The sequence below is a fragment of the Streptomyces africanus genome (genome assembly GCF_002150735.1).
Taxonomy (GTDB): domain Bacteria; phylum Actinomycetota; class Actinomycetes; order Streptomycetales; family Streptomycetaceae; genus Streptomyces; species Streptomyces africanus.
In genome coordinates, this window is record NZ_MUKA01000362.1 from 1 (window position 1) to 11,388 (window position 11,388).

General features: G+C 67.7%; 10 protein-coding genes, 1 tRNA gene and 1 pseudogene. 8 read left to right on the forward strand and 4 right to left on the reverse strand.

Going from position 1 to position 11,388, the window contains the following annotated elements:
• Positions 1 to 679: 679 nt before the first annotated feature.
• The 5 genes from CCL05_RS35955 (at position 680) to CCL05_RS35975 (ending at position 6,394) form a co-directional block, all read left to right on the forward strand.
• Positions 680 to 1,909 carry a branched-chain amino acid ABC transporter substrate-binding protein gene (locus tag CCL05_RS35955; protein ID WP_086564845.1) on the forward strand — a complete coding sequence of 410 codons (1,230 nt, stop codon included), beginning with the start codon at positions 680 to 682 and terminating at the stop codon, positions 1,907 to 1,909.
• 139 nt (positions 1,910 to 2,048) lie between these two features.
• Entirely contained in the window at positions 2,049 to 2,978 is a 930-nt protein-coding gene (locus CCL05_RS35960) for a branched-chain amino acid ABC transporter permease (RefSeq protein WP_086564846.1), read from the forward strand.
• Between the two features lie 4 nt (positions 2,979 to 2,982).
• The gene (locus tag CCL05_RS35965; protein WP_086564847.1) at positions 2,983 to 4,800 is read left to right on the forward strand and encodes a branched-chain amino acid ABC transporter permease; all 1,818 of its coding nucleotides are present in this window, start codon (positions 2,983 to 2,985) and stop codon (positions 4,798 to 4,800) included.
• Between the two features lie 5 nt (positions 4,801 to 4,805).
• Positions 4,806 to 5,681 (forward strand): ABC transporter ATP-binding protein, encoded by an 876-nt coding sequence (locus CCL05_RS35970; RefSeq protein WP_086564848.1) that lies wholly within the window; start codon positions 4,806 to 4,808, stop codon positions 5,679 to 5,681.
• The gene (locus CCL05_RS35975; RefSeq protein WP_086564849.1) at positions 5,678 to 6,394 is read left to right on the forward strand and encodes an ABC transporter ATP-binding protein; all 717 of its coding nucleotides are present in this window, start codon (positions 5,678 to 5,680) and stop codon (positions 6,392 to 6,394) included. Before CCL05_RS35970 ends, CCL05_RS35975 begins: the two co-directional genes overlap by 4 nt.
• A 79-nt stretch (positions 6,395 to 6,473) precedes the next feature.
• Here CCL05_RS35975 and CCL05_RS35980 read toward each other — a convergent pair whose 3' ends face one another.
• Positions 6,474 to 6,923, reverse strand: a complete 450-nt coding sequence (locus CCL05_RS35980; RefSeq protein ID WP_086564850.1) for a MarR family winged helix-turn-helix transcriptional regulator — start codon at positions 6,921 to 6,923, stop codon at positions 6,474 to 6,476.
• A gap of 53 nt (positions 6,924 to 6,976) precedes the next feature.
• On the opposite strand from CCL05_RS35980, the gene CCL05_RS35985 reads away from it, so the two are divergent.
• Complete coding sequence (locus CCL05_RS35985) at positions 6,977 to 7,846, forward strand: NmrA/HSCARG family protein (RefSeq protein ID WP_086564851.1); 870 nt, start codon at positions 6,977 to 6,979, stop codon at positions 7,844 to 7,846.
• A gap of 76 nt (positions 7,847 to 7,922) precedes the next feature.
• Here CCL05_RS35985 and CCL05_RS35990 read toward each other — a convergent pair whose 3' ends face one another.
• A complete protein-coding gene (locus CCL05_RS35990) occupies positions 7,923 to 8,579 on the reverse strand; it encodes an ANTAR domain-containing response regulator (protein ID WP_086564852.1) in 657 nt (218 codons plus the stop codon).
• Between the two features lie 101 nt (positions 8,580 to 8,680).
• On the opposite strand from CCL05_RS35990, the gene CCL05_RS35995 reads away from it, so the two are divergent.
• Positions 8,681 to 8,764 (forward strand) — tRNA-Leu (locus CCL05_RS35995).
• 87 nt (positions 8,765 to 8,851) lie between these two features.
• Positions 8,852 to 9,640 carry a hypothetical protein gene (locus tag CCL05_RS36000; RefSeq protein ID WP_086564853.1) on the forward strand — a complete coding sequence of 263 codons (789 nt, stop codon included), beginning with the start codon at positions 8,852 to 8,854 and terminating at the stop codon, positions 9,638 to 9,640.
• Positions 9,641 to 9,647: 7 nt separating this feature from the next.
• On the opposite strand, the gene pyk is transcribed toward CCL05_RS36000, so the two are convergent.
• Together pyk and CCL05_RS47635 are read right to left on the reverse strand one after the other, a co-directional pair.
• Positions 9,648 to 11,084 carry a pyruvate kinase gene (gene pyk / locus CCL05_RS36005; RefSeq protein WP_086564854.1) on the reverse strand — a complete coding sequence of 479 codons (1,437 nt, stop codon included), beginning with the start codon at positions 11,082 to 11,084 and terminating at the stop codon, positions 9,648 to 9,650.
• 159 nt (positions 11,085 to 11,243) lie between these two features.
• Positions 11,244 to 11,388: pseudogene (locus CCL05_RS47635) on the reverse strand (SIMPL domain-containing protein); the annotation flags it as partial.

Consider the following 11,388-nt stretch of genomic DNA (forward strand, 5'->3'; position numbering starts at 1 on the left):
CCACCGACCCGCGCTGCACCCCCGGGCCGCGCGCCCCCGCCGCGGTGGGCCCCGACCACCGGCCCGCGGGCCACCCCGCACGCCCGAACCCGTATCGGTGGCCGTGACCGCCGTGACCCCGGCCACCTCCAGGCGCCCACCACCGACGACCGGTCCTCGGCTCCCCCACGAGCGGCGCTTGCCGTGCCTCACCGAGTCGGCCGGCAAGCCGGCCCATCGCATCACCGCGGAAATCACCTTTCCCGGCGAGCCGGAACTCTCCCCGGACGCGGGCCGTCCCTTTTCTCGGCGTAACGCTCCGTAACGCGCGCGCAATACAACAGCTCAGTTCCGCCCTCGGCCGCAGCCGCTCCCCGGACCTCGCTGGCCCCCGATTCGGCCGCCCGCGCCCCGGTGGACGCACGATCTCAGCCACGGCCAACCGGAAGTGCGCGTTCTCAGAATGCGGACCACGGAGAAAATCCACCAAACCCGCCGAGAGGGGCCGCCACCGAAGCCGGGCATCCATCGCGTCATAACAAGAAAGTCACAAGCCAGCCCACGCCGCTGACCCCGCCTCCACACGGGCTTAGAGTCACGGCCAGTCACCGCTCCATCGGGAGTTCGGTACCAGCGCGGCACTCACCCCCCGACCAGGGCGGGCCTGCCTGTGAAAGGACTGATCGTGCGACAGCGTTCCTTGGTGATTCTTACCTCCGTTCTGACGACCGGAGCTCTGACTCTCACCGCCTGCGGCTCCCGAGACGACAGCGGTGACAAGAGCGGAGACAGCGGCAACGGCACCACGCTGACCATCGGCGTCGACGCCCCCCTGTCGGGTGAGAACTCCACCACCGGCCTCGGCATCCAGTACGGCGCTCAGATCGCCGTCGACGACGCCAACAAGAACAACTGGGTCCCGGGCGTGAAATTCAAGCTCAAGGCCCTGGACGACAAGGCCCAGCCCGCCACCGGCCAGTCCAACGCCACCACCTTCACCGGCGACAAGACCGCCGTCGGCGCCGTCGGCCCGCTGAACTCCGGCGTCGCCCAGACGATGCAGCAGGTCTTCGCCTCGGCCAACATGGTCCAGATCTCCCCGGCGAACACCGCCCCCGAGCTGACCCAGGGCAAGAACTGGCAGACGGACAAGAAGCGTCCGTTCAAGACGTACTTCCGTACCGCCACCACCGACGAACTCCAGGGCAGCTTCGCGGCCGGCTACGCGTACAACGGCCTCAAGAAGAAGAAGGCCTTCGTCGTCGACGACAAGCAGACCTACGGCGCCGGCCTCGCGAAGATCTTCAACGAGCAGTTCAAGAAGCTCGGCGGCAAGGTCGTCGCCACCGACCACGTCAACACCGGCGACAAGGACTTCGGCTCCCTCGTCACGAAGATCAAGAACTCCGGTGCCGACCTGCTCTACTACGGCGGCCAGTACGACGAGTCCGCGCTGATCACCAAGCAGCTCAAGGACGCCGGCGTCAAGATTCCGCTGTTCGGCGGCGACGGCATGTTCGCCTCCACCTACATCGAGGCCGCCGGCAAGGCCGCCGAAGGCGACCTCGCCACCGCCATCGGTGTCCCCGCCGACACCCTGCCCGCCGCCAAGCAGTTCATCCAGACCTACAAGGACAAGGGCTACAAGGGCGACTACGGCGCGTACGGCGCCTACGCCTACGACGCCGCCACCGCCATCATCAAGGCCGTCAAGGCCGCGGCCGACGCCAACGGCGGCAAGGTTCCCAGCGACATCAACGACCTGCGCTCCAAGGTCGTCGACGGAGTCCAGAAGTCCGACTTCGAAGGTCTCACCGGCAAGATCTCCTTCGACCAGTACGGCGACACCACCAACAAGCAGCTGACGGTGTACCAGGTCGAAAAGGGCAAGTGGAACGACGTCGAGACGGGCACCGCCGACCTGAAGTAGTCCCGGCCCCCCAATAGCCGCACCACGGGCCGCGCGGGAGGAGGACCCCGACCGCGCGGCCCGTTTTCACACCCCCACACAGCACGCGACCACGCACGCATCCAGTGCACACGACCACCAGCGACATGGAGGCCATGCGGTGAACACCCTGCCGCAGCAGCTGGCCAACGGGCTGCTTCTCGGCTCGATGTACGGGCTGATCGCCATCGGCTACACGATGGTGTACGGCATCGTCCAGCTCATCAACTTCGCGCACGGCGAGATCTTCATGACCGGCGCCTTCGGCGCCCTCACGGTCTACTTCTACATCCTCCCCGACGGCACCTCGATGGTCTTCGCCGTACCCCTGATGCTCCTCGGCGGCGCCATCGTGGCCATCCTCATCGCCGTCGGAGCGGAACGGTTCGCCTACCGGCCACTGCGCGGAGCCCCACGCCTGGCACCCCTCATCACCGCCATCGGCCTCTCCCTGGCCCTCCAGGAAGTCGTCCGCAACTTCTACCCCGGCGCCGACCGCGCCCGCGCCTTCCCCGGTCTCGACGCCACCCACGACATCGGCTCCATCACCATCAAGGACGCCGACATCTTCCTCATCCTCGCCGCCGTCGGCTGCATGGCCGCCCTGGCCGTCTTCGTGCGCCGCAGCCGCACCGGCCGCGCCATGCAGGCCACCGCGCAGGACCCCGACACCGCACAGCTGATGGGCATCGACACCAACCGCATCATCGTCATCGCCTTCGCCATCGGCGGCTTCTTCGCCGCCGTCGCGGCCGTCGCCTACGGACTCAAGTACGGCAACGTCGACTACCGCATGGGCTTCCTCATGGGCCTCAAGGCGTTCACCGCCGCCGTCCTCGGCGGCATCGGCAACATCTACGGCGCCATGCTCGGCGGCGTCGTCCTCGGCATCGCCGAAACCCTCGCCTCCGCCTACATCGACGAGATCCCCGGCATGTCGCAGCTCGGCGGCCAGAGCTGGGCCAACGTGTGGGCCTTCTGCCTCCTCATCCTCGTGCTCCTGTTCCGGCCCCAGGGCCTGCTCGGCGAGCGCGTCGCGGACAGGGCGTGATCACATGACCGAGACGACCAAGAAGACCCCCGCGCCGGACGCCGTCCCCACCCCGACGCCCGCACCGCGCGGTCTCATACCCCTGCCCGCCGCAGCCGCACGCGCCCTGCTGCTCGCCGGCGGCGTCGCCACCGCAGCCTCCGCGTTCCTCGCCTGGACCTGGACCGCCGAGTTCCCCGGCAACCTCACCATCAACGGCTACCCCGGCGGCCTGCAGTGGCTGACCTTCACCGCCGGCGTCCTCACCGCCCTGTTCGCCCTCGCCTCCTACGGCATACGGGGCCTCGGCTGGCTGCTGCCCGCCCGCAACAACGCACCCCTCGTCCTCACCGCCCTCGGCGGCTTCGCCGTCACCTGGTTCACCGTCATCGCCATCAGCGCCGAACTCGGCGGCGTCGTCAACCTCGAACCCGGCGGCTGGATCGCGGCCATCGCCTCCCTCCTGCCCCTCCTCGGCGCCTTCGCCCTTCCCCAGGAGAAAACCGGCACCGACGGCACCAAGGCAGCCCTCAAGGCCTACATCGCCAAACCCGACCGCATCCCCGCCGCCCAGCTCGGCAACGGCTGGGTCCAGCGAGCCGCCATCACCATCGTCACGATCATCGGCCTCGCCGTCTTCACCTACGGCATCGACACCGAGTACGGCGAACTCTTCGTCGGCTACCTCTTCGTCGTCACCTTCGCCATGTGGGCCCTGCACACCGCCGGCCTGCTCGACCGCTTCTCCCAGCTGATCGCCGGCAACCGCAGCTTCACCCTCGCCATGGGCTTCGCCGCGGCCATCGCCTTCCCCTTCACCCAGACCGACGACCACTACGCCAACATCGGCGTCAACATCCTGATCTTCGGGACGGTCGCCCTCGGCCTCAACATCGTCGTCGGCCTCGCCGGACTCCTCGACCTCGGATACGTCGCCTTCCTCGGCGTCGGCGCCTACACCGCCGCCCTCGTCTCCGGCTCCGAGTTCTCCACCATCTCCGGCGTCCACCTGCCCTTCTGGGCCTCCGCCCTGGCAGGCGCCGCAGCCTCCCTCGTCTTCGGCGTCCTCATCGGCGCCCCGACCCTGCGACTGCGCGGCGACTACCTCGCCATCGTCACCCTCGGCTTCGGAGAGATCTTCCGCATCGCCGTCAACAACATGGACGGCGACTCCGGACCCGACGTCACCAACGGCCCCAACGGCATCGCCAACATCCCCGACCTGAACCTCCTCGGCTTCAACTTCGGCCAGCCCCACGACATCGGCGGATTCACCCTCGGCCGGTTCGCCAACTACTACCTGCTGATGGTCCTCATCATGGCCATCGTGGTCCTGGTCTACACGCGTGCGGCGGACTCCCGCATCGGCCGCTCCTGGATCGCCATCCGCGAGGACGAGACCGCCGCCACCGCCATGGGCATCAACGGCTTCCGCGTCAAACTCGTCGCCTTCGCCCTCGGCGCCGCCCTCGCCGGCCTCGCCGGCACCGTCAGCGCCCACGTCACCTACAGCGTCGTCCCCACGCCCTACCAGTTCGCCGGCTCCACCCCGCCCAACTCCGCGTTCCTCCTGGCCGCGGTCGTCCTCGGCGGCATGGGCACGGTCGCAGGCCCCCTCCTCGGCGCGGCCCTGCTCTACCTGCTCCCCGAAAAGCTGGTGTTCCTCCAGGACAAGTCGCTCCTCGCCTTCGGCATCGCACTCATCCTGCTGATGCGCTTCCGCCCCGAAGGCATCATCGCCAACCGCCGGCGCCAGCTCGAATTCCACGAGACCGGCCAACTCGACGTACCCAAACAAACCACGCTGACCGACGAACCGGCCGTCACCAAGGCGGGGGCGTAACCACCATGACGACACCTGTACTCGAAGCACGCGACGTCACCATGCGCTTCGGCGGCCTCACCGCCGTCCGCTCCGTCGACTTCACGGTCAACGCCGGCGAGATCGTCGGACTCATCGGCCCCAACGGCGCCGGCAAGACGACCTTCTTCAACTGCCTGACCGGCCTCTACGTCCCCACGGAAGGCACGGTCTCCTACAAGGGCACCGTCCTGCCGCCCAAGCCCCACCTGGTCACCCAGGCCGGCATCGCCCGGACCTTCCAGAACATCCGCCTCTTCGCCAACATGACGGTCCTGGAAAACGTCCTCGTCGGCCGCCACACCCGGACCAAGGAAGGCCTCTGGTCCGCCCTCCTGCGCGGCCCCGGCTTCAAGAAAGCCGAACGCGCCAGCGAGGAACGCGCCATGGAACTCCTGGAGTTCATCGGCCTCGCCCACAAGCGCGACCACCTCGCCCGCAACCTCCCCTACGGCGAACAGCGCAAACTGGAGATCGCACGGGCGCTGGCCAGCGAGCCCGGGCTGCTCCTGCTGGACGAGCCGACGGCAGGCATGAACCCGCAGGAGACGCGGGCCACCGAGGAGTTGGTCTTCGCCATCCGCGACAAGGGCGTCGCCGTCCTCCTCATCGAGCACGACATGCGCTTCGTCTTCAACCTCAGCGACCGCGTCGCCGTCCTCGTCCAGGGCGAAAAGCTCGTCGAAGGCACCTCCGACGTCGTCCAGGCCGACGAACGCGTCATCGCCGCCTACCTCGGAGAACCCTTCGAAGGCGACCCCGGGCAAGCCGAGGCCGCAGAGGTCGAAGCAGCCGAAGCCGCGGCCGGAGCCGCCGCCGACGCACCCGGCACCGCCAGCAGCACCAAGGGAGAAGCCCAGTGACCGCACTCCTCGAAGTCGAGGACCTCCGGGTCTCCTACGGCAAGATCGAAGCCGTCAAAGGCATCTCCTTCAGCGTCGACGCCGGCCAGGTCGTCACCCTCATCGGCACCAACGGCGCCGGCAAGACGACCACACTGCGCACACTGTCGGGTCTGCTCAAGCCGACGTCCGGGAAGATCGTCTTCGACGGCAAGCCGCTCAGCGGCGTCCCCGCCCACAAGATCGTCGCCCTCGGCCTCGCCCACTCCCCCGAAGGCCGGCACATCTTCCCCCGCCTCACCATCGCCGAGAACCTCCAGCTCGGTGCCTTCCTCCGCAAGGACAAAGACGGCATCGAAAAGGACATCCAGCGCGCCTACGACCTCTTCCCCATCCTCGGGGAACGCCGCAAGCAGGCCGCCGGAACCCTCTCCGGCGGCGAACAGCAGATGCTCGCCATGGGCCGCGCCCTGATGTCCCGGCCCAAGCTCCTCATGCTCGACGAACCCTCCATGGGCCTCTCCCCGATCATGATGCAGAAGATCATGGCGACGATCTCCGAGCTGAAGTCCCAGGGCACGACCATCCTGCTCGTCGAACAGAACGCCCAGGCGGCGCTCTCCCTCGCCGACCAGGGCCACGTCATGGAAGTCGGCAACGTCGTCCTCTCCGGGACGGGGCAGGACCTGCTGCACGACGAGTCGGTACGCAAGGCGTACCTTGGCGAGGACTGAGGTCCGGCCTGTATACGAAGAGGTCCGCGCAGGCGCTCGGCCGGGGTTTGCCGGCCGAGCGTTTTGCGTTGGGCAGCGGTCAGCCCTTGTCGCGCAGGCGGGCGATCTGCTGCCGGGAGAGTTCAACGGTGCGCTGCATGTGCCGGTACAACAGGGCGCGCTCGTCCTCGGTGTAGTCGGCGAACATCGCCCGCCATCCCTGGCTCAGCTCGGACCACAGCTCCGTGAGATCCCGCATCGCCTCCGGGACAGGCTCCACCAGGACCCGGCGGCGGTCGGTGCTGTCGCGGTGCCGGACCACGTATCCGGCCTTCTCGAGACGGTCGACCAGCCGGGTGGCCGACCCGCTGGTCAGGCCGGTGAGTTCGGCGATCCGGCCGGTGGTGAACGGGCCGGGCTCGGCGGTCAGCAGGTTGAGGCACTGGACGTCGGTGGGGTGCAGCTTGAGATGGTCCGCGACCGCCTGGTTGAACATGACGTACGAGGCCAGGTAGCGGCGGGACTCCTGCTGGAGATCGTCCATCAGCATGCACACCCCTAAATATCTGCGCAACGCAGTAACTGCGTTGTACGGTAAACCGCATGACGAAGGAATCCTATCGGCCCGTGGTGGCCGTCGCCGGAGCGACCGGCGCCCAAGGCGGCGCGGCCGCCCGCTCGCTACTCGATCAGGGCTTCAAGGTCCGGGCCCTGACCCGCACTCCCGACTCAGCCGCCGCACACGCGCTGAGGGCCTACGGCGCCGAGGTGCACGCGGCCGACTTCGACGACAGCACGTCACTGGAGGCCGCCCTGAAGGGCGCCGACGGATTGTTCGCGATGTCCACGCCGTTCGGCTCGGACCCGGAGACCGAGGTCCGGCAGGGCATCGACCTGCTGGAGGCCGCCCGCGGTGTCGGGCACATCGTGTTCACCTCGGCAGCGCACGCCGACCGCGGCACGGGCATTCCGCACTTCGAGAGCAAGTACCGCATCGAGCGGCACCTGCGAGGGCTGGGTGTGCCGTGGACGATCCTCGGCCCGGCCGCGTTCATGGACAACTACACGGTCGAGTGGTCGCTCGAGGGTCTGCGTGAAGGCCGGTTCGTGCTGCCGATGCCGGCCGACCGGCCGCTGACGCTGATTCCCGCGCGGGACATCGGTGCCTTCGCGGCCCATGTTCTCGCGCGGCCGCAGGAGTTCGCGGGCCGGCGCATCGACATCGCTTCCGACAAGCTGACCTGCCCGGAGATCGCGGAAGCCCTGACCGGCGCATGCGGCCGGCCGATCGTCTTCGAGCGGCTGCCGATCACCCACGTCGAGGCCTTCTCGGCCGATCTCGCCGCGATGTTCCGCTACTTCACCGAGGTCGGCCTCGATGTGGACGTGGACGCACTGCGGCGCGACTTTCCGGAGATCGGCTGGCAGCGCTTCGGCACCTGGGCGGCCAAGCGCACCTGGCCGGTCGGCTGACTCCACGCGGTCAGCACATGGCCGGACTCAGGGACGCGAGCAGTTTGTGCAGGCAGCGGGCCTCTCGCTCTGCCTCTCAGCCCTTGTTGGACTTCTTCTCCTCGGCGTCCTCGATGACCGCCTCCGCGACCTGCTGCATCGACATCCGCCGGTCCATCGACGTCTTCTGAATCCACCGGAACGCCGCCGGCTCCGTCAGCCCGTACTCCGTCTGGAGGATCGACTTGGCCCGGTCCACCAGCTTGCGCGTCTCCAGCCGCAGCGTGAGGTCCGCGACCTCCTTCTCCAGCTCCTTCAGCTCCGTGAAACGCGAGACGGCCATCTCGATCGCCGGCACGACGTCCGTCTTGCTGAACGGCTTCACCAGGTACGCCATGGCACCGGCGTCCCGGGCCCGCTCCACCAGATCGCGCTGCGAGAACGCCGTCAGCATCAACACCGGCGCGATGCTCTCCTCGGCGATCTTCTCGGCCGCGGAGATACCGTCCAGCTTCGGCATCTTCACATCCAGGATCACCAGATCGGGCCGGTGCTCACGGGCCAGCTCCACGGCCTGCTCCCCGTCCCCGGCCTCACCGACGACGGTGTACCCCTCCTCCTCCAGCATCTCTTTGAGATCGAGCCGGATCAGGGCCTCGTCCTCGGCGATGACGACCCGCGTCGTCATCGGAGGCACGTGCGACTTGTCGTCTTCAGGCACGTCAACAGGCTGGGGCGACTCGGGGGCGCTCACGTGGGCTCCTTGGTAGGGGCAGGCCGGTACTGCTCCCAAGAGCGTACCTAGCAGCGAGGCCACACAGTGAACCGGTACACTGCTGATCGGTCCCCTGACTTGCCCGGTTGGAGGAACTGGTCAGACTCGCGGCACTCAAAATGCCGTGCCCATTGGGCATGTGGGTTCGAATCCCACACCGGGCACAACAAGATCAGAAGCGGAGGATCACGTTCGCGTGGTTCTCCGCTTTTTGCTGCCCACGGTCACGGTCGGTGACGCAGGGTAGTCGCATGAACTTTCATGGCACTGAAGTGCGACAGAGGGCTCTCACGTTGCTGCGCGGCGGCGCGAAGAACGCGGACGTGGCCCGCAGCCTGAACGTGCCGTTGGGCACGGTCGGCTACTGGAAGCACCTGGACCGGGCTGCACGCGGCGAGTGCCCTGGACGCCACGACCCGAAGTGCCCCCGATGTGATGGACGGGAGCTCGACGAGGCCGCCTATGCCTATCTGCTCGGCCTGTACCTCGGCGACGGCCATATCAGCCACTACTCCGAGCACCGCGTGCCCAACCTCATGATCACCTGCACGGAATCATGGCCTGGCCTCATGGACGACTGCGAACGGGCCATGCGTGCCGTCTTCCCGGAGAACTCGGTCTGCCGTGTCCGCAAGACCGGCTGCCGTAACGTGAAGGTCTACTCGAAGCACTTGCACTGCCTCTTCCCGCAGCACGGCCCCGGCAAGAAACACGACCGTCCCATCGTTCTCGAGCCCTGGCAGCAAGCCATCGTCGACGCCCACCCCTGGGAATTCGTCCGGGGCCTCATCCACTCCGACGGCTGCCGTATCACCAACTGGACGACCCGCATGGTCGCCGGCGAGCGCAAGCGCTATGAATACCCGCGGTACCTGTTCTCCAACAAGTCAGACGACATCCGGAAGCTCTTCACGGAGGCCCTCGACACGGTGGGCGTCGAATGGAGCACGCTGGCCCGCGGGAGCGACCCGTTCAACATCTCCATCGCCCGCAAAGCCTCCATAGCCCTCATGGACGCCCACGTAGGCCCCAAGTACTGACGGCTCCCTACTTCGGGCTGTCGTCCTCGCCGATGTGGTGGACTCGGACCATGTTCGTCGAGCCGGAGACGCCGGGGGGCGAGCCCGCCGTGATGACGACCGTGTCGCCCTTCTGGCAGCGGCCGTAGCGGAGCAGCAGTTCGTCGACCTGGTCGACCATCGCGTCCGTCGAGCCGACCTCCGGGCCGAGGAAGGTCTCTACGCCCCAGGTGAGGCTGAGCTGGGAGCGGGTGGCCTGGTCGGGGGTGAAGGCGAGGAGGGGGATCGGGGAGCGGTAGCGGGAGAGGCGGCGGGCCGTGTCGCCGGACTGGGTGAAGGCGACCAGGAAGCGGGCGCCCAGGAAGTCGCCCATTTCGGCCGCTGCCCGGGCTACCGCGCCGCCCTGGGTGCGGGGTTTGTTGCGTTCCGTGAGCGGCGGGAGGCCTTTGGCCAAAAGATCCTCCTCCGCCGCTTCGACGATGCGGGCCATCGTCCTGACCGTTTCGATGGCGTGCCTGCCGACGCTGGTTTCGCCGGAGAGCATGACGGCGTCCGTGCCGTCGATGACCGCGTTGGCGACGTCGGAGGCTTCGGCGCGGGTCGGGCGGGCGTTGTCGATCATGGAGTCGAGCATCTGGGTCGCCACGATCACCGGTTTGGCGTTGCGTTTGGCCAGTTTGATCGCGCGTTTCTGGACGATCGGGACCTGTTCCAGTGGCATTTCGACGCCGAGGTCTCCGCGGGCGACCATGATGCCGTCGAACGCGGCGACGATGTCGTCGATGTTCTCGACGGCCTGGGGTTTTTCGACCTTGGCGATGACGGGGAGCCGACGGCCTTCCTCGTCCATGATGCGGTGGACGTCCTGGATGTCGCGGCCGGTGCGGACGAAGGAGAGGGCGATGACGTCGGCGCCGGTGCGCAGGGCCCAGCGGAGGTCGGCCTCGTCTTTTTTGGAGAGGGCGGGGACGGAGACGGCGACGCCGGGGAGGTTGAGGCCTTTGTGGTCGGAGATGACGCCGCCTTCGACGACGGTGGTGTGGACGCGGGGGCCGTCGACCTGGGTGACTTCGAGGCAGACTTTGCCGTCGTCGACGAGGATGCGTTCGCCGGTGGTGACGTCGGTGGCGAGGCCGGCGTAGGTGGTGCCGCAGATGGTGCGGTCGCCTTCGGTGCCTTCTTCGACGGTGATGGTGAAGGTGTCGCCGCGTTCGAGGAGTACGGGGCCTTCGGTGAAGCGGCCGAGGCGGATTTTCGGGCCTTGAAGGTCGGCGAGGACTCCGACGCTGCGGCCGGTTTCGTCGGCGGCTTTTCGTACTCGGTGGTAGCGCTCCTCGTGTTCGGCGTGTTCGCCGTGGCTGAGGTTGAGGCGGGCTACGTCCATTCCGGCGTCGACCAGGGCTTTGATCTGGTCGTAGGAGTCGGTGGCGGGGCCCAGTGTGCAGACGATTTTTGCTCGGCGCATGGTCTGAGCCTATGAGTTACCCACTGGTAGAGAATTGGTCGTGGGTGACTGCTCAACAGACTTTGCATGAAACGTTATTGACAAGTGTTGAATTGTGCGGCGGGGCGCTCCGATGAGCACCCCGGGGGAATTCGGTCGGGTTTTCGGAAATGGGTTCGGTCAGAGCTCCGGCGGCACCATGGTGAAGCGGGCGTTGATCTGGGCATGGACCCGTTGGCGCTGGGGTTCGAGGTCGAGGGGGGCCGCGGGGGCGTTCTCGGCGGGCGCGCCGTAGGCGGCGGAGCGGGCGCGGCCGGGGGCCTGG

Bases quoted from the DNA above. Each gene is read 5' to 3' on its own strand.
- CCL05_RS35965 (WP_086564847.1), top strand. From the start codon at position 2,983: ATGACCGAGACGACCAAGAAGACCCCCGCGCCGGACGCCGTCCCCACC.
- CCL05_RS35970 (WP_086564848.1), top strand. From the start codon at position 4,806: ATGACGACACCTGTACTCGAAGCACGCGACGTCACCATGCGCTTCGGC.
- CCL05_RS35980 (WP_086564850.1), bottom strand. From the start codon at position 6,923: ATGCTGATGGACGATCTCCAGCAGGAGTCCCGCCGCTACCTGGCCTCG.
- CCL05_RS35985 (WP_086564851.1), top strand. From the start codon at position 6,977: ATGACGAAGGAATCCTATCGGCCCGTGGTGGCCGTCGCCGGAGCGACC.
- CCL05_RS36000 (WP_086564853.1), top strand. From the start codon at position 8,852: ATGAACTTTCATGGCACTGAAGTGCGACAGAGGGCTCTCACGTTGCTG.
- pyk (WP_086564854.1), bottom strand. From the start codon at position 11,084: ATGCGCCGAGCAAAAATCGTCTGCACACTGGGCCCCGCCACCGACTCC.